This window comes from Natronosalvus vescus (assembly GCF_023973145.1).
GTDB classification, from domain to species: domain Archaea; phylum Halobacteriota; class Halobacteria; order Halobacteriales; family Natrialbaceae; genus Natronosalvus; species Natronosalvus vescus.
The window spans coordinates 56,211-74,528 of the sequence record NZ_CP099546.1; the positions used below are offsets into that span (position 1 = coordinate 56,211).

General features: G+C 60.0%; 10 protein-coding genes. 5 read left to right on the forward strand and 5 right to left on the reverse strand.

Annotated features, from left to right (window positions below; translation table 11 throughout):
* The first annotated feature begins 1 nt into the window (after position 1).
* The 4 genes from NGM68_RS00275 (at position 2) to NGM68_RS00290 (ending at position 5,455) form a co-directional block, all read left to right on the forward strand.
* Entirely contained in the window at positions 2 to 886 is an 885-nt protein-coding gene (locus NGM68_RS00275) for a DUF7982 domain-containing protein (RefSeq protein ID WP_252699671.1), read from the forward strand.
* A gap of 164 nt (positions 887 to 1,050) precedes the next feature.
* Positions 1,051 to 3,951 (forward strand): PAS domain-containing protein, encoded by a 2,901-nt coding sequence (locus NGM68_RS00280; RefSeq protein WP_252699672.1) that lies wholly within the window; start codon positions 1,051 to 1,053, stop codon positions 3,949 to 3,951.
* A 72-nt stretch (positions 3,952 to 4,023) separates the two neighbouring features.
* Complete coding sequence (locus tag NGM68_RS00285; protein WP_252699673.1) at positions 4,024 to 5,145, forward strand: sensor histidine kinase; 1,122 nt, start codon at positions 4,024 to 4,026, stop codon at positions 5,143 to 5,145.
* Positions 5,146 to 5,317: 172 nt separating this feature from the next.
* Entirely contained in the window at positions 5,318 to 5,455 is a 138-nt protein-coding gene (locus NGM68_RS00290) for a hypothetical protein (RefSeq protein ID WP_252699674.1), read from the forward strand.
* Positions 5,456 to 5,581: 126 nt separating this feature from the next.
* Here the strand turns inward: NGM68_RS00290 and NGM68_RS00295 are convergent, their stop codons facing one another.
* Genes NGM68_RS00295 through NGM68_RS00305 form a run of 3 tightly spaced genes read right to left on the reverse strand, consistent with a single transcriptional unit; the run spans position 5,582 to position 8,022 of the window.
* The gene (locus NGM68_RS00295; protein WP_252699675.1) at positions 5,582 to 6,598 is read right to left on the reverse strand and encodes an AAA family ATPase; all 1,017 of its coding nucleotides are present in this window, start codon (positions 6,596 to 6,598) and stop codon (positions 5,582 to 5,584) included.
* Complete coding sequence (locus NGM68_RS00300) at positions 6,585 to 7,709, reverse strand: DUF4350 domain-containing protein (RefSeq protein WP_252699676.1); 1,125 nt, start codon at positions 7,707 to 7,709, stop codon at positions 6,585 to 6,587. Before NGM68_RS00300 ends, NGM68_RS00295 begins: the two co-directional genes overlap by 14 nt.
* A 31-nt stretch (positions 7,710 to 7,740) precedes the next feature.
* Positions 7,741 to 8,022 (reverse strand): DUF8044 family membrane protein, encoded by a 282-nt coding sequence (locus NGM68_RS00305; protein ID WP_252699677.1) that lies wholly within the window; start codon positions 8,020 to 8,022, stop codon positions 7,741 to 7,743.
* A gap of 755 nt (positions 8,023 to 8,777) precedes the next feature.
* Here NGM68_RS00305 and NGM68_RS00310 point away from each other — a divergent pair.
* A complete protein-coding gene (locus tag NGM68_RS00310; RefSeq protein ID WP_252699678.1) occupies positions 8,778 to 9,053 on the forward strand; it encodes a PadR family transcriptional regulator in 276 nt (91 codons plus the stop codon).
* A 344-nt stretch (positions 9,054 to 9,397) separates the two neighbouring features.
* Here NGM68_RS00310 and NGM68_RS00315 read toward each other — a convergent pair whose 3' ends face one another.
* The gene (locus tag NGM68_RS00315; protein ID WP_252699679.1) at positions 9,398 to 10,486 is read right to left on the reverse strand and encodes a hypothetical protein; all 1,089 of its coding nucleotides are present in this window, start codon (positions 10,484 to 10,486) and stop codon (positions 9,398 to 9,400) included.
* 798 nt (positions 10,487 to 11,284) lie between these two features.
* A complete protein-coding gene (locus tag NGM68_RS00320) occupies positions 11,285 to 18,313 on the reverse strand; it encodes a right-handed parallel beta-helix repeat-containing protein (RefSeq protein ID WP_252699680.1) in 7,029 nt (2,342 codons plus the stop codon).
* Positions 18,314 to 18,318 lie beyond the last annotated feature (5 nt).

Consider the following 18,318-nt stretch of genomic DNA (forward strand, 5'->3'; position numbering starts at 1 on the left):
TATGAACGAAAACGATGAGCCGACGGAGATGACTGAGATGGCCGACGACGACCGAGCGACATCCGAAACGACGGCGGCGAGAACGGCCGAGGAGACAGACCTGCTCGCCCAATTCGAACTGTTGCGAGATGAAAACCGCCGGTTGCGTGCGGAGTACGCCCGTGCTCGACAGGTCACCTACCGTCGAACCGCCCTCGGCATGGGTGGTATGGGCCTCCTCGCGGTGGCCGGCGGCCTGGTCTTCCCGGCTGCTCGCGAGGTGTTGGTGATTATCGGGGCGACGGGGTTGTTTGCGGCCCTCCTCACATACTACCTGACACCGGAGCGATTCGTCGCCGCTGACGTCGGCGAACGGGTGTACACGGCTGCCGCCCAGAATCACGCCGCTATCGCGACCGCACTCGGCCTCCGTGAGACCTATCATTACATCCCCGTTGCTGACTCCTCACGGCTGTTCGTCCCTTTGCACGCGGACGCCTCGGTGCCCGACGATGTCACCGATCGAGGCCCGTTTCATCTCGAGACGGATGACCGCGGCTTGCTCCTCGATACGAGCGGCGGCCACCTCTTTCAGGAGTTCGAACGCGCCCTCGCCGGCGACCTCGCGTCGACGCCGACCGCCCTGGCGTCCCAGTTGTGTGACGGCCTCGTCGAACAGTTCGAACTCGCGACGGCAGCGACGCCGGACGTTTCTCCGGCCGAGGGCCGGGTGACGGTGGCCATCGACGAGAGCGCCTTTGGCGACGTCAATCGCTTCGATCACCCAATCCCATCGTTTCTCGCGACCGGGTTCGCCATCGGGCTCGAGCGACCGGTTCGAGTCGAAATCGAGGGGGGTGAGGAGACCACGTGGCTGGTCACCTGCCGGTTCGAGACCGACGTGTGAGAAACGACAGACGGAGTCAGTACTACTTGGAAGTGAAGTTGCTTTGAAATATAGGTGAGAGGTGATGCGGGGTAAAAGCACTGTGATGTTGTCTTTTCGGCGTGGCCGAGTGTGTTCGCCACAAGAGATATTGATGAGTATGTTGATATGTATACGTGAGTCAAATGATTCGAGTCCTCTATTTTGGTGACGAATCGGGGATTACGAATCAAAGCAGAACCGCTCTCGAAGCGGAGAACACCCAACTTGCCATTGAAGTCGTATCAAACGTCGATGAGGCACTCAGCCGAGTCCAAGATGGAACCGTTGACTGCGTCGTCACTGATCACCACTTTCCCCATATTGATGGTCTCGGGTTTCTCAAATCGGTTCGCGAGCGACATCCGTGCCTCCCGGTCATCCTGTTCACAGCGAATGGGAGCGAGGAAGTGGCCAGTGCGGCAATTTCCGCTGGCGTCACCGACTATCTCCCACAGGGAGGGGACAACCAGTATGAACGATTGGCCAACCGAATCAAAACCGTTGTCTCGCAGCACACGCCACAGAGATTTCAAACGGTCGAGAACGTCACTCAATTCGACCTCATGGAGCGGTTTTCGGATCCGGTGTACGCCCTCAATTCCGAGTGGGAGTTCACGTATGCGAACAAAGCGACGAGTGATACCTTCGGGAAACATCCCAAGGATTTGATCGGACAACACATCTGGGAGGTGTTTCCCGAAGCCACGCAGACGCCGTTTTATGACCACTATCACGAGGCGCTTGCGAAGAACAAAACATGCACGATTGAAGAGCCGTTCGAGCCGTGGGGGCGCTGGTATCGGGAACACATCTACCCGGCTGAGGACGGACTCATCATTATCTCATTTGATGTGACAGAGCAAAAGCGGCAAGCACAGGAACTCGACCGGAACCGAGAGGTTCGCCGGCACACCGAAACACTCACCGATATCGGTGGGTGGGAACTCGACGCCAAGACAGGAGCACAACGATGGACAGCAGGAACGTATCGAATACACGACCTGGATCCCGAGGGAGATTTCGAGCCAACTCTTGAAGCGGGGCTGCGTTTTTATCTGCCGGAGGATCGAGGGCGAATCGAGTCGGTGGTACAACGGTGTCTCGAAACCGGTGAACGCTACGAATTGGAACTCAGGTTGATTACTGCGGATGATTGCAACCGTTGGGTACAAACGAACGGGGAACCGATCCGGGATGAGGGGGAAATCGTTGGTGCAAGGGGTGCAATTCAGGATATCACACAGCGGAAAGTGTGGGAGACACAACTGCGGAACCTATCCCAATTTCGGGAGGCTATAATTGAGAGTGCTAACGTCTGGATAAACGCCCTTGATGAGGCGGGACACGTCGTGCTGTGGAACGAGGCTGCAGAACAGATAAGCGGGTACACCGCAGAGGAAGTTGTTGGGACCGACAAGATTTGGGCGTGGCTCTACCCGGATTCTGAGTATCGACAGACAGTGACTGAACTGGCCAGTGATATAAGCAGTGGTGAGAGAAGCGTGGAAGAATTCGAGACGACGATCACCACGAAGGACGGCCGAGAACGGATTGTGTCCTGGAATTCGCATCCAATCTCCGACGAATTGGGGAACGTCTCTGGCTCGGTCGCGGTTGGTAGAGACATTACCGAGGGCAAGGAGAGCGAGTGGGCACTCGAAGAACGGGTAAAGGAATTGACCACGATCAAGCGTGTCTCGCAAGCGTTCCTCATCTCGGACACGCCGTTGGAGACTCTGTTAGCGGACTTTCTCGAGACACTCTTCCAGTCATTCCAGTACTCCGAAATCACAGCTGCGACAATAACCTGTGGCGAGATCGTGGTCTCGACCGAGAACTTCGAGCTCCGCGAACCCCGATTGTCGACGCAGGCAACAACAGCTGACGGCGAACAGGTCACCCTCGAGGTCGTGTATCTCGAGAATCGACCGCAGGAAGATATCGGGCCGTTCCTCGCTGAAGAACAGGAGTTGCTCGATATGCTGATCCCCCTCGTTTCAAATCAAATCAACCTGAGACAGCGCGAACGGAAACTGCGTGAACAGAACAGGTACATGGATCGGATCTTCGATACGATGGACGATATTTTCTTTATCGTCGGCACGGATGGGAAGATTCGACACTACAATCGCGCTGCCCGTGACGTGTGGGGGTATCCCGAAGGTCAAGCACGGGAGATGTCGATCACCGAGTTCGTCGGCAGTCGAGACGTTGCCCGGATCGAACAGTTCTTTGAATCGGTGCAGAATACGAAAAAGGCGGGTATCGAAGTCGATATTGTAACCGGGGAGGGGAGGCATAATCCGTACGAATTCAGAGCGAATTCAGTTGACGATCCGGACGGAGAGACCGCCATCATCGGGATCGGCCGAGACAAGAGCGAAGTCGTCGACCGAACCAAACAGTTGCAGGTGATGGATCGAGTGCTACGCCACAACCTGCGAAACGATATGACAGTCATTGGTGGCTATGCGGAACTGATCTGTCAGGAGGCCACTGGTTCGGTGGCAACGTACGCGGAGACTATCGTCGAGACATGCCAGCAACTCATGACAACTGTCGAGAAGGAACGCGAGATCATCGACGTCTTGGCTGAGCCACCCGAACGGAGTCTGATCGACACCGTTGCCGTCGCGCAACTCCTCGTCGACGCTGTTCGTGAGGTGAACCCCGATGTAGACCTGACGCTTGATCTTCCCGTGGAAGCGACCGCGTTCACAACGGACAATTTACACAAAGCTTTGCGCGAATTGCTCGTTAACGCAATTGTTCACAATGATCAACCGACGCCGGCCATAACGATCACTATAACAGATCAGGACGAGTCGGTGCAGATTGACGTTGCCGATAATGGCCCTCCAATTCCCGAAGAGGAAGTCAAAATTCTCTCGAGGAACCGGGGAATCGAGCCCCTCCTTCACGGGAGTGGTCTCGGGTTGTTGCTCGTCCACTGGATTGTGTATCGTTCGGATGGCACACTCTACTTCAAGACAAACGAGCCCCGCGGGAACGTCATCTCGATCTCTCTCCCGAAATCGATGTGAGTGGACGGTGAGACTGCGATTTCGTCCTAGCCGGTACACTCATCACGCTGAAGAAATAGTGTATCTCGTATAATGGGTGACGATGAAGCGAAGGATGTTCCCCAATCCCGTCTTCGAGTTCTTCACAGTGTTGCGATCGACCTTCAAGACTCTGAGACGATCGACGATATTTGTGCCCGGACAGTGGAGGCTGCCGAGGTCGTCCTCGAGTTCGATCTCTGCCTGATCGCCCTTGAGGAAGGCGGTGAACTCCCGGTACGCGCCCAGTCCTCACAACTCCCACCGGACGGCGTTGCACCGGCGATGTCTATCGACGAGGGGATCGCCGGCCGGACGTATCGAACGCAGCAATCGTACCGATTCGACGATCTCTCAGCCGTTTCGGAGGCGAACGCGCAGGGCCCGTATCAGTCCGGACTCAGCGTCCCGATCGGTGACAAAGGGATTTTTCAAGCTGTCTCCGAGGAATCGGCATCTTTCACCGATGACGATCTGCAGCTCGTCGAACTGTTGGTGAGCCATACACAGAGTGCACTCACTCGGGTCAAACATCGGGACGAGCTAGAACGGTTTGCACGGGTTGTCTCGCATGACCTTCGAAACCCGCTCTCGGTTGCCAGCGGATACCTCGAACTGGCTCAAGACGAGTGTGAGTGTGACCATCTGGCCCCGATCAAAGCGATGCATACCCGAATGGAGACGCTCATCGAGGAACTACTGATACTTGCCCAACAAGGTGATATCGTCTCCGAGTGTGAGCCGGTCGGGTTCGAGGAAGCGATCATGACCAGCTGGCAGGAAGTGGCCACGGCCCAGGCGACACTCGCTCTCGATCTCGAGCCCGGAACGCGTCTCATCACCGACCCGTCTCGTCTCCGGCAGTTGCTCAACAACCTCTTTCGCAATGCGATCGACCACGCCAGCACAACCGTTACCGTGCGTGTTGGCCAACTCGAGTCCGGCTTCTACGTAGAAGACGACGGCCCGGGAATTGCCGACAACGACCAATCCCATGTACTCGAGTGGGGATATTCGACAGCCGAGGACGGAACCGGGTATGGGCTTCACATCGTCTCGAAAATCGCTCGCGCCCACGGGTGGCAGATCGCGATTATGACGGGGACGGAGGGTGGGGCTCGATTCGAGTTCACGAACGTGGATATAAACTCAACGTCGAATTCTTCCCACGGCTAAAGCCGTGACCTCCCTCCTTCCAGAGGTCGAGGAGAAAGCCCACGACCTTCAGTCGTGGATAACTATCAGATATATTTTACCCCCTTGAGGTAAGGCCGTGAAGCACTTAGCCTGTTTTTCATATCTCTTTTTCCGAAAGTGTGAATACGTCACACAGCAATGGCTACCCAGGATGGGGCGAGACGACGCTAAACCGGACAGCGGGGAACACGGGGAACCCTGTACAGAAGCGACGGATACAGAGGTCAAAGTCGCCATCGAGGAGGCCGAGGACGTCGAGGAGGACGATTCCCTGGTGATCGGATCCTAGTCACACTTTCTTGTTCACACTCTCTTGTGCCCCCTCCATCGATACTCGCGAACAGTCTACCGTGAGCGGCCTCTCCCCTCGGTGTCACCGAGTTTCGAGCGTATCGCGAGGGGGAGCCAACGCTGCCTAGGTGCTGGACTCCTCTGAGGCAGCCGCGATCTCGCTTGGATCTGCATCGGGTAACTCGGTCTCGGCGAGAACGTTGGCCACGATATCGGTCGGCGTCACATCGCTCAGTTCGGCGTCGGTACTCAACACGAGCCGGTGGGCCAGGACGGACTCAGCCAGCGCCTTGATGTCATCGGGGATGACGTAGGAACGCCCGTGAATAGCCGCTCGAGCCTTCGACCCATGGATAAACGTGATCGTTGCTCGTGGAGATGCCCCGTGGCGAACGTCAGGGTGTGAGCGCGTCGCGCCGACGAGGTCGAGGACGTACCCCTTGACCGGCTGGGCGACGTACGTGTCAGCCACCGCCTGTTGGGCGGCGAGAATGTCATCGGTGGTAATCACCTGCTCGACCATGGCCACACCAAGTTGCGGTTCGGTGTCGAATCGGTCGATGAGTTCGGCTTCGTCGTCCCTGTCAGGGAGGTCGACGGTGAGTTTGAACTGGAAGCGGTCGCGCTGGGCTTCCGGGAGTTCGAAGACGCCCTCCATCTCGATGGGGTTCTGGGTGGCGATGACCATGAACGGCGTCGGCAGTTCGAGCGTCTCGCCTTCGATCGTCACCTGGCGTTCTTGCATCGCTTCGAGAAGCGCACTCTGGGTTTTCGGCGTAGCGCGGTTGATCTCATCGGCGAGAACGAGGTTGGCGAAGATGGGCCCGCGCTGGAGTTCGAACTCGCCGAGATTCTGTCGGTACACGTTGGTGCCGGTGATATCAGCGGGTAAGATATCCGGCGTCATCTGGACACGCCGGTAGTCCAGTCCGGACGCCCGGGCAAACAAGTTTGCAATGGTCGTCTTCGCGATCCCGGGTACTCCCTCGAGCAGCACGTGGCCGCGGGTCAACAGCGCGACCGTCAGGCTCTCGACGACGTCCTCGTTGCCGACGAGTACCTGACTCACTTCTTCGCGGATGGCCTCGGCGATCGCTTCGGGATCACCGTGGTCCCCGGGATCTGCCTCAGTCTCGGTCATGCTCACCACGTTTCAGGTCGAGTTCGTTAAACGCTTCTATGACACGGTTGATGCGCTCGTCATCCCACTCGGGATGGCGACGTCGAAGGGCGGCTGCCCGCTCGGCGTCGGAGAGCCCTGGGTGGGCGCGTTCGACGGCGCGGGCCGTCCGTCGGGAACGGCCGATGGGAAGCCACGCGAGCAGCCGTGATGGACGGAGTCGCCGACGCGAGCCAACGGCGAGGGCACCGATCCCGAGGAATGCGATCAGCCCCTGGAGGAACGGTGTGTCGCGAACGATTAAGGTCGCGACGGCCAGGGGTGGCACCCCTTCGGTGTGACTGACGTCGACGACGGCGTGGGTGCCCTCGTGGGCTAGCGTCGACAGGAAGGCGGCGTTATCCGGTTGCGCACGCATTGCGTTGGTCGTGATCGAGGGGTCGCCAACGACGATCACGGTTCCCTCACCGACTGATTCGACCGTGGCGACGGGCAGGGCCTCGAGGTTGTGTTCATCGGTGAGTTCGTCGTTGGGGCCCTCCGCCCGATAGGCGTAGTCGCTGGTGGTGACGAGCACCGTTGCATTACCTGACTCGACCGCGGTCGCGTAGTTGAGCGTCAGTTGCTCGACGCCGTCGGTGAGCGAGTGATTCGCGACGCCGGTCGCCACCGGCATTGCCGGGCCCCGGAAGTAGTGCTCCTCATCGCGGATAATCTCGCCGTCCAGGCGAGCCTCCGCGCCGACATCCTCGAGCAGGTCGTTACCGTGTGGTTCGAAGTTCTCGAGGACAACGACCGTTCCACCTCGCTCGACGAACGCGGCGACGTCGGCCGCAGCCACCTCGTTGTAGGACTCGTCGGGCGCGATGACGAACGCGACCGTCTCATTTGCGTCGAGATCGCCGTACGTAGTGGTCTCCCGGAGGAGCGTAACCTCGACCTCGGGATCGTCATCGAGGGCCGCGTGAAAGTCGCTGGCGCCGTCCCAGGCGGGATTGTAGGGGCCGAACGCCTCCGTCGACGTCGAGGCGGCGACGGTCAGCCCGCCGAGTGTGGCCAGCACGATGGCGACGAGAACGACCGTTGGCCAGTCGATTCGCCCGTCGGTGGCGAGGGGCTCGATTGGGTTCATCGGCGGCCCTCGGGGTTCCGTGGTGGCTCACTCATATGGGGAGTACCTCCGGTGGGAGGATCTCGAGGATCCGCCTGATTACGATGACGCCGAAGCCGACGAGACCAAGCGCGATGAGCCAGCCCAGTCGCCGCCGCCAGCGTGGTGCGACGTTCAGGGGTGCGGTGAGTTCCGTGACGATCAGGAAGCCGATGAGCGAGCACACAAAGAAGAGTTCGTACGACAGCGATCCTACGAGGGCGAGCAACAACGCCGTTACGAGCATCCAGGCGACCTGCCCGTGGATAAACCGTCGACGGCGTGTCGTTGGCATCTATCAGAGTAAGTGGTTGGCTGGTATGTAAGTCTCTCGGGAACTCCACTCGAGCATGGCGTGAATTCCCGTTCGAACCGTGCCTGCGTGTACTGCTTCCGTCTCACCGACGGGTTGGATGTCCCTCAAGCGGTGGTCTCCTACTACCCACCGTTGTATCGCGAGCGAATCCCACCGATTGCGATGGGTGGCGATCTCACTCGAAGTCAACCGTTGTCTCACAGGCTTCACAATCGATGTACGTGATCCACCTCGATTCGTCATCTGCCTCTGGTGGTCGTTGCCTGACCGTGATCGAGTAATCCCCACACTCAGGACATTCTGCTGGAATCTTGCCCCCCATACCCGCTACTCCATCTGATATATAATAATCATTTCCCAATTACACATTCTCGGTTGATGTAAAATAATGGTTTGAAAACATGACTGGCGATATTAAATATTGATGGCCAGTATTTTTATGATGAACGACATGTGATCCTCAATGGCGGAAGCCATCCTCTCATTGGCTGGCGCACACCAGCCGTCACCTGGGAGTTCCGCACGCAGAACCGTGGGCGCTACTGGGGGTAGCACTCACGGTTCGAACCGAACACATTCTTCATGACCGCTATTAGTACGTATTGAGCGACGGTGATCACCTCAAAAATCGGTCATACTGTCCCTAATTCCTCGATGTAGGCACTGCGAAACCCACCCAATCGACCGGTATGTCGTGTATTACCAATAGCTGACACGTGGCCTACACTGGCATCATGCACGATCTTACGGGGTTCCAGCGCGATCTCTTGTACGTGATCGCCGGTGCCGAACGACCCTCGGGGCAACAAGTCAAAGAAGAAGTGGAACAGTACTACAGTGGCGACATCAACCACGGGCGACTGTACCCGAATCTCGATACGCTAGTCAACAAAGAACTGGTCGAGAAAGGGGAACTCGACCGCCGAACAAACTACTACGCGCTCGCAGACGCCGGAACGCAGCGGATTCAGGATCGACGAGAGTGGGAAGCGCAGTACGTCGACTCGTGACGGAGGAGGTAGGGCGGACAGGTAGTCCACGAGTGATATCGGCCAAAGCGACTATGTCAGCCACTGCTAATTTTGCATCCGGGGGAGACCAAATGAGGTGTGAGCGGTGTGGGGAAGACACTCGAGTGGAGCGATACAGCGTCGATGGGTACACAGGCTATCTGTGTAAGGAGTGTTGGGTTGTCTGGAAGCGGCTACGGGACTAGTCGGGTGCGCCTGTCCCGATCCGTGTTGATCTTGTTTGTGGACGGTGCAAATGAGGTGAGTCTTCGACACTGGGTCAGCGCTATTGATCACGGTCGTTGCTATGGACGTTTGCCAGTCGAGAAGGACGTAGTCAGGCCTTAAGCAAAGGCTTCCTTGAGTTGGTGATGAACCCGTTTCTGTGACTCGAGCGCATCCTCGAGATCATCAATCCGGGTCGTTAACTGCTCGAGTTGTCCCTTGCGATCGTCTCCGAGGTCGTCAATCGCGAGGTCGACGAGCGTTTCGATCTCCTCTTCAGACCACTGCGCCCCCTCTAGCGTGTCGATGCGTGAGCGAAGCGTTTGTCGCTCGTCGCCCGCTGCCTGGAGCTCGTCATGCACTGTTTCAAGGTCGGATTGGAGTCGCTCTTGGATTTGGGCCGCCGTGCCGTTTTCATCCAAGAACTCCTCCAGGGCGTCGACGTAGGCCGCAAAGCTCTCCATCCGGGCCTGGACGTGCTCTAATCGGACGCCGACGGATGTGCGTGACTCGTCCTGGCCGAGATGGTCGCGCAGTCGGTCTATTTCCTCGGAATCGACTGTCCCTGCCTCGAGTTCGGCGACGAGGGTGCTGACGACCGACTCACGCCCCTCGTCGTGGCTGGCTTCCCAGTCGTCCTCGCCATCGTCGGGTGTCGGCTCGAGCAGGTGTTCGAAGGCGATTTCATCGTCGGAGAAGGCCACATCCGTTGGATCTGTGGCCTCCGCATCCGGACTCATTACCGGGTCGGCCTCGTCATCGCCGTCCTGCTCAAGGGCTCGTTGGACGTCCTGAAAACGCTCCACGTCGCTCATCCGATCGGACTCGGGTTCCTCGACGGCCACCCCAACGTCATTGGGCTCGAGCTCGAGATAGTCGATACTCGCGATATCGGTTGGATCGAACGCCCCCTCGATGACTGCCGACGGGATCGACGTCACGAGAACGAGATCCACCGCGGTCGTGGTCGACGCCAGTTCGTCGATCGCTGGATTGACGTACCGAACGTCGAGGGCGTTCGTGAGTTCGTTCACCAACGCCTTTTTCTGGCGGATCGAAATGTCGTCGAAGCCGATCCTGAAGTGATAGAGCTGTTCATCCGGCCGAATAGTGCCTTGGATTGTATTACTGAGGTCAGTTACTGTCTCCGTTGGCTCTCCCGCCTCTCCCCAGAGACGGGCTAGGCTGTCATCGTCGTTTGTCGTCATCGCAAATCCCCCTCATGTGGTATGTGTTGTGATCTATCATATAGGTGTTGGCTAGTCAACTATTTTGGAGCTATATTTTAAGCACGATATCACTTGGACACAATACTCGGAGACGGATTGGCGGTTTGGCCGATAGAATAAACAACACCGAATGTGTGAGTGTGAGATACGTGGGGAGGGGGGAGACATTGTTAGTCAGTTAACACGGATATCCCCAGTAGCCAACCACGCTCCCCACGTGTGATTACCGGCTCCCACAGCCGGTTTCTGTGACTCCAAGTGAACCATTAGTCGGTTCTCGAGACTCGAACCTGGCTGAGGCTATTCTCGTGTGTGGACAAGACGTTCGGACGGAGGGTTACACGAAGTCAAGGAGAAAGCCCACGACTGCAGTCGTCCTCAGATTGCGGAGCGTTCTGATGGGCTGCACAAGACCTTGAGTGGTCTGCGATCCCTCTGAATATTAGTTGCCAAGCAACTCTACGCAGTACCGTTCGATCCAGAGTGGGCCATCGCTCGAGTGTTTAAATCAAAAGCTGATCACTCTCGGTCTTGTGAACGAGGGATGACTCCTCCCCCAACCCCCATCAAAACCACAATGCTTAGCGTTCGTCGGAATCACGGGATTCGAGGCGGTTGGGGTTCCTGGCGCGTAGCATCGCTGGCCGCACATCATGGGAGTCCTTCTTGAGGGGTTCGACGAGATGATCCGAAATCCAGTAGACAAGACCCACTCGCTTCTCGCAAATGCACCGTCTCGAGAACTAGTGATCGGTCTGGCGATTGCGGTCACGCCAGCTACGATTGATCGACAGCCGCTCCGTGGAGTCGCACACCGAGCACCGACAGCACGGCGATCAGGGTGACGACTACGCCGAAGCCGGAGATAGTGTCGTCATCATCGTCGGTCACTTCGGAGTCGTCGTCATCGCTCGTAACCTCGTCTACGCTATCGTCGGTCACTTCGGAGTCGTCGTCATCGCTTTCAATCTCGTCTACGCTATCGTCGGTCACTTCGGAGTCGTCGTCATCGCTCGTAACCTCGTCTGCGCTATCGTCGTCAGTTGCGTCCGAGTCGTCCGACCCGTCGGCGTCGGTTCCGTCGTCCGGATCTTGCTCCGGCTCGACGACTATTTGGCCGAGCAACTCGCCCGCCATCGCCAGGTCGTAGGATCCTGCCGTGGTAAACTGGTGTTCGAGCGTGATCGTCTCGACCGATCCGCTCGCCACCGTCACGGTCATCTCGTCGACGATTCCGTCGTCGACGAGGAGCTCGACGGTGGTCGTGCCCTCGGCGTCGCCGACGTTCTCGATCTCCACAGTGACTGAAATCGACTCGTTCACCGTGAGGGTGGTGTCGCTGGCGTTCGTCACAGTGACTTCGAACTCAGGTTCGGGTTCAGGTTCGGGTTCAGGTTCGGGGTCAGGGCTCGGCAACGGTGGCTCATCTCCCGATGGCGATTCGTCGTCTGTCACCTCGACGGGATACGTTTCACTGACTCCTGCGCTCCAGAGCCGGAACCGGTACGTGTCGGGTTCGAGTGGCGTCTCTGGCAGTTCGAGGACGAATTCGATGGTGACGTTCTCGTCGGGTGCGAGCGTGACGTTTCGTGTCGATTTAGCGTACGTGGTCGGTGCGGTGAGTACCGCATCTTCCTCAAGACGCAGGTAGTGACGGAGATCGGCGATCGGTGTGTCGCCGACGTTCTCGATCGTCGCCTCGACGGTGACGGTTCCGCTGGTTGCGATCGTCTCCGGCGCGTCGAAGGCAGTTACCTCGATTTCGGGGCTGGGCGGAAGTTCGACCTCCTCGGTCACCACCGCGTTCGCTTCGATCTCGACGCCGTCGACGGTACCTTGTTTGTATCCGTCTGCCTGCACGACGACGTCGTACGTCCCGACGTCGACTTCCATCTCGAAGCCCCCTGACGAATCGGTTGGTAACGCGGCCACGGATGTGCCGTCACCGTCGAACAGGATGACGTCGGCACCGACGACCGGTTCGTCCGTTTCTGCGTCTGTCACGGTACCAACGAGCGTTCCCGTCTCCGGTGCTTCCGGCACGAGCGTAACGTCGTGAGTCGCCCCATCGCCCACGTCGACCAACGGGAATTCGGAGATGTAACCATCTGCGTGATACTCGATAGTCGTCAAGCCGGCTGGTGCGTACAGCTCGTACCAGCCGCTCTCGTTCGTCATCGCTGTGTCGACGGATCCGTCGGTGTCGGTGGAGATCACCGTCGCCCCCTCGATGGGCACCCCGGTCTCGTCGTCGGAGACCGTGCCGCTCAACACTGGGTGCGGCGTCAGTTCGATTGGATCGTACGTCACTCGTTCGCCATCGTCGACTTCGATGTTTTGTCGATATCCGTCCTCATACCCCGCCGCGAGGACGTCCATCTTGAAGACGCCCTCGACCAGGGCCACGTCGTAGACGCCGTCGGCGTCCGTCGACGCCGTAGTGGTGAAGCCACCCTCGAGGTCTCCTGGGCTTCCGACGCCTTCCTGCTGGACGATCTCGAGCGTCGCGCCCTCGATCGGCTCGCTAGTGTCTGCATCGAGGACAGTTCCGGTGAGTGAGGCCGTCACTGCCACCAATTCGATGTCGACGGTCGCCGTCTGGTTCTCGACCACCTCGACATCGGACTCTGCCGCCGTCTCGTACCCGTCGGCAACCACGTCGACCGTGTACGTTCCGGACGCGATCGGGAGGTCGAACGTCCCGTCGACGTCCGTCTCGACGGACTCGGTGACCGTTGATCGATTGGTCGCGGTGATCGTCGCGCCCGCGACCGGGTCGCCAGTGTCGGCATCGGTCACGGTGCCCGCGATCGTCCCTGACTGACCGGGCGGCGTCTCGAGCCAGGGAGTGAACAGGATCCACCCCTCCCATGCCCCGTCAGTCTCGAGTGAGTCGCCGCTACCGTCGGCGACGACACCTGTCTCGGGATCTTCCTCGCCACCGCTCGGTCCGTCGGCCGCTCCCCACCAGTTGTTCCTCGCGTCTAGGTACTCGACACCGCCGGCGTAGATGAGTCCTTTCTCGTTGCCCGTGATGGCGTTTTCGCTGACGGTGACGTTCTGATCTCCGCCAACTGTGATGCCAATTGCGGCGTTGTTCTCGATGGTGTTCCCGACGATCGAGACGTTTTCGAGGTCGGTCGCCCCGCTTCCGGTGAGGTACATCCCTTCCTCGTTGGCCCGGACGGTGTTGTTCGCGATCGAGCCACCAACGCCGTCGATTTGCGCATAAATTCCTCGCTCGAAGCTACCGATCACCGTGTTCCCCTCGATAACGGTTCCGTCGGCGCTGTCCAGTTCGATGCCGTGTGTACCGCTCGCGGTGACGGTGTTGTTCGTGACCGAGACGTCGTATACCCGGAGCTGCGAGGCCCCGAGGTCGAGGCCCGCCTCGTTCGCGCCGTGGATCGTGTTTTTGTCGACGAGCAGGTGCTCTGCGTTCTCGATGAAGACGCCGCGATCGATGCCCTCAATCTCGTTCTCGAAGACGTGGAGGTGATCGGCGCCATCAGCGTGGATCCCCCACCCGGTTCCCTCGATTGCGTTACCCGAGACAGTCGTCGGGGTTTCGAACTCGGCGCCGTAGTCGGTTCTGATCGTAACCCCCGCGTCGTCGGCATTCGAAACCTCGTTGTCGGCGATCGTTGCCCCATCACTGTCGGCGACGAAGATTCCTGACAAGTCCGTGTCGGCGATCTCGTTTCGCTCGACCGTAGCGTCGGGGGAGTGCCATATCGAGATCGTACCACCGCCGAAGGCGTGGTCGGCCGGCGACGTCGTGATCGTGTTGTCGGTAATGGTCACGCCCTCACTATGAGTGACCTGGACGCCCGCGACGATGTCTTCGAACTCGAGTCCGGAGACGTTGGCGTTCGTGGCGCCGACGAGGATCACCTGACCGGCGTCGGCGTCGACCTCGAGTCCGAACCCACCGGTGGCGTAGTACAGTGGGTCTCCGCCGACGGTGTTGTCTAGCATCAAGTGTGGGTTGTCGTCCAGATCCGCCGGAACCTGCCAGAGCAGGACGCCCGTGTCGAAGCTGTTGTCCTGGATCGTGTGGCCCACTCCGTCCTCGATCAGCAGGTCGGTGTCGTGCCCGGAGACCGTGTTGTTCCGCACCGTGACGTCGTCATAGTCGAGGTGGATTCCGATCTCTCCCGCGTCCGCGACGACGTTGTCGATCACGCTCGAGTCGCCGTTCGGCCTGATGCCGGTTCCTTCGACGTTCTCGATCGCGTTTCGGGCGATCGTCGACTCGTGACTGGTTCGAATCCCACCCGAAAGCAGGACGTCGCCGCTGTCGTCGTTTGCCGCGAGGTAGTTGTCGGTAACGGTCGCCCGCAGATCGACGGTGATCCCACCGTCGTTGCCCGTCACGATGTTGTGCGCGACCGTCGCGTCGTTCATGTGGCTGAGTAGGACGGCCCCGCCCCGGTTGTCGTGAATCTCGTTGTCGGTGATCTGGACGTACTCGGCGTTGGGCTGCTCGCCGATGATCGCGTGCCCGTCGTTTCGAGAGATGTCGTTCGCGACGATCGCGTGTCCGTCTCCGCTGACGATCGCGACGGCCGTCCCGTCGTTGTCGACGATCTCGTTGCCGAACAGTACCGACTCGTCGGAACTTCCTCGGAGGACGACCGCGGTACCCGAGTCTGCGACCGTACTGTCGCGCAGTTCGAACGCCGACCCGTCGACGTGGACTGCGCCGGTGAGTCCCGACGCCGTGTAGTTTCTCACTGTGAACCCATCGACGGTGACGTCGTCCGCCGTCACCTCGAGTGCGCTCTCGAGCGTGTCGTTCCCCTCGAGGATCGTCTCCCCGTCGCCGACGGCCTCGAGCGTCAGCCCCTTGACGTCGATCGAGAGCGACTCCTCGAACGTTCCGGGGGCGACGTAGATCGTGCCCCCAGTCGCCGCGTCGATCGCGTCCTGGATCGATTCGTTCTCCTCGACGCGGTCGTACACGCTGACCTGTCCGGCGAACCGATCGTCGACCGTGACGGTGTAGGTTCCCGGGCTGAGGTCGAGCAGGTAGAGGGTCGACGTCGCCGTGGTCGTCTCACCCGGTGCCAGTTCCTCGTTGACATAGTGTCGCTGGCCACCCTCGCGGTTGCCGCCCGCATTGTAGACGTCGATGTTGAATCCCCGCGCAGTCGACTCCTCGGTGCCGACGTGTTCGATCGTGAACTCGACCTCGACCGGGTCGTCGACGCTAACCGTCTCGGCCACCGCGGCGTCGGTCACTTCGAACGGTTGGGTGGCTTCGAGCGTCCCCGCGTAGAGTCCCTCGACCTCGACGGTGTACGTCCCCGGGTCGAGGTCGATCAGGTGGTGAGTCGCCGTCCGGGTGAACGTCTCGCCGGGTTCGAGTTCCTCGTTCACCATCGACGTGCCGCCCCCGACCCGATCACCGTCTTCGTCGTAGATGTCGAGGTCGTAGCCCGTCGCGTACTGGTCGGTGTCGACGACGTTCTGGATCGTGAACTCGACCTCGACCGGGTCGTCCGGCCCCTTCGTTGGATTGGCGACGGACGCGTCGACGACCGGCGTCGCGTTCCGCACGTGTAGATAGCCCGCGTACTCGTCCTCGACGGCTACGAGGTACGTCCCGGGGCCCAGATCGGCGTGGTAGAAGGTCGTCGTTCGAGTGGCGTTCTCACCGGGCTCGACCTCCTCGTTGATCATCGACCGGACGCCGGCGGCGTACTGGCCGTCCACGTCGTAAACGGTGAGGTCGAAGCCTCGGGCTTCCTGGGTGGTGTCGACGACGTTCTGAACCGTGAACTCGACCTCGAACGGCTCCTCGACGCCGACCGTCCGGTTGGAGATATCGGTACCGGCGACCTCGAACGGATCGCGGATCTCGACGGTGTCGATCTCGAGGCCCTCTACGACGACCGTGTACTCGCCCGCTCGCTCGACCTCGACCGCCCAGAGCGTTGGCGACGCCGTCGCCGTCTCACCGGGCTCCAGCTCCTCGTTGATGTAAAACGTCGCCCCGGTCGTTCGATTCCCCTCGGAGTCGAACAGTTCGTACTCGAAGTCGCGCGCCTCGGCGGTCGTGTTTCCGACGTTCTCGACGGTGAACTCCAGTTCCAGGTCGCCCTCGAAGCCGACGGTGTCGGCGGTGACCGACCCGTTCGTGACGCCGATCGTCTCGTAGACGCCGACCGTCCCCGCGTCGACGCCTTCGACTTCGACGGTGTACAGTCCATCCTCGAGGTCGAGTAAGTAGAGGGTCGACGTCCGAGTGAACGTCTCGCCGGGTTCGAGGTTCTCGTTGACATTATGTTGCTGGCCACCGACACGGTCGCCATCCGCGTCGTAGACGTCGATGTCGTAACCGCCCGCTTCGTGCGTCGTGTTAGCGACGTTCTGGATCGTAAACGAGACCTCGAGTGGATCCTGAACGCCGATGGCCTCCGGAACCGACGCGTTCGCGACGCCGATCGTCTCGTAGACGCCGAATGTCCCCGCGTCGACGCCCTCGACTGCAGCGGTGTACAGTCCCTCTTCGAGGTCGAGCAGGTAGAGGGTCGACGTCGCCGTGGTCGTCTCACCCGGTGCCAGTTCCTCGTTGACATAGCGTCGCTGGCCTCCGACGCGGTCGCCAGCATCGTCGTAGACGTCGATGTTGAATCCCCGCGCGGTCGACTCCTCGGTGCCGACGTGTTCGATCGTGAACTCGACCTCGACCGGGTCGTCGGTACCGATTGCCTCCGGTGCTACGGCGTCGGTCACTTCGAACGGTTGGGTGGCTTCGAGCGTCCCCGCGTAGAGTCCCTCGACCTCGACGGTGTACGTCCCCGGGTCGAGGTCGATCAGGTGGTGAGTCGCCGTCCGGGTGAACGTCTCGCCGGGTTCGAGTTCCTCGTTCACCATCGACGTGCCGCCCCCGACCCGATCACCGTCTTCGTCGTAGATGTCGAGGTCGTAGCCCGTCGCGTACTGGTCGGTGTCGACGACGTTCTGGATCGTGAACTCGACCTCGACCGGGTCGTCCGGCCCCTTCGTTGGATTGGCGACGGACGCGTCGACGACCGGCGTCGCGTTCCGCACGTGTAGGTAGCCCGCGTGCTCGTCTTCGACAGTGACGAGATAGGTTCCCGGCCCCAGATCGGCGTGGTAGAAGGTCGTCGTTCGAGTGGCGTTCTCACCGGGCTCGACCTCCTCGTTGATCATCGACCGGACGCCGGCGGCGTACTGACCGTCCACGTCGTAGACGGTGAGGTCGAAGCCTCGGGCTTCCTGGGTGGTGTCGACGACGTTCTGAACCGTGAACTCGACCTCGAACGGCTCCTCGACGCCGACCGTCCGGTTGGAGATATCGGTACCGACGACCTCGAACGAATCGCGCATGACGATACTATCGACAGGGCGTCCGTCGACGGCGACGGTGTACGTACCGGGCACCTCGAGATCGGCACCCAGCGACACCTCGTACGCGCGCGTGTCGCCGGGTCGAAGAATCACGTCGGTTGTTCCGTGGGCGGTCGCCACCGTCTCGCTGTCGGCGTCGAGGAGCGTGACCTGCCCACCGAGTGGTTGCGGCCCGAGACCGGCGTTGCGCATCGTCACCTCGACGGTAACGTTCTCACCGAGTGCGACCGTCTCGTCAGGGACGTCCGCCTCGACGAACTCGAGCCAGCCACCTGTTCCCACGGTGCTCGTGGACGTCACCGACACAACGGCATTCGCTCCCTCCTCACCCGGAAACACGTCCCAATCGGAACCGTCGACGTGGTGGTGCTCAGAGGCGCCACTGTCGCTACTCGCGAGTGCCAACCCCCCGGTTACTCCACCCATCAGCA

Bases quoted from the DNA above. Each gene is read 5' to 3' on its own strand.
- NGM68_RS00320 (WP_252699680.1), bottom strand. From the start codon at position 18,313: ATGGGTGGAGTAACCGGGGGGTTGGCACTCGCGAGTAGCGACAGTGGC.
- NGM68_RS00305 (WP_252699677.1), bottom strand. From the start codon at position 8,022: ATGCCAACGACACGCCGTCGACGGTTTATCCACGGGCAGGTCGCCTGG.
- NGM68_RS00310 (WP_252699678.1), top strand. From the start codon at position 8,778: ATGCACGATCTTACGGGGTTCCAGCGCGATCTCTTGTACGTGATCGCC.
- NGM68_RS00290 (WP_252699674.1), top strand. From the start codon at position 5,318: ATGGGGCGAGACGACGCTAAACCGGACAGCGGGGAACACGGGGAACCC.
- NGM68_RS00280 (WP_252699672.1), top strand. From the start codon at position 1,051: ATGATTCGAGTCCTCTATTTTGGTGACGAATCGGGGATTACGAATCAA.
- NGM68_RS00300 (WP_252699676.1), bottom strand. From the start codon at position 7,709: ATGAACCCAATCGAGCCCCTCGCCACCGACGGGCGAATCGACTGGCCA.
- NGM68_RS00275 (WP_252699671.1), top strand. From the start codon at position 2: ATGAACGAAAACGATGAGCCGACGGAGATGACTGAGATGGCCGACGAC.
- NGM68_RS00295 (WP_252699675.1), bottom strand. From the start codon at position 6,598: ATGACCGAGACTGAGGCAGATCCCGGGGACCACGGTGATCCCGAAGCG.
- NGM68_RS00315 (WP_252699679.1), bottom strand. From the start codon at position 10,486: ATGACGACAAACGACGATGACAGCCTAGCCCGTCTCTGGGGAGAGGCG.
- NGM68_RS00285 (WP_252699673.1), top strand. From the start codon at position 4,024: ATGGGTGACGATGAAGCGAAGGATGTTCCCCAATCCCGTCTTCGAGTT.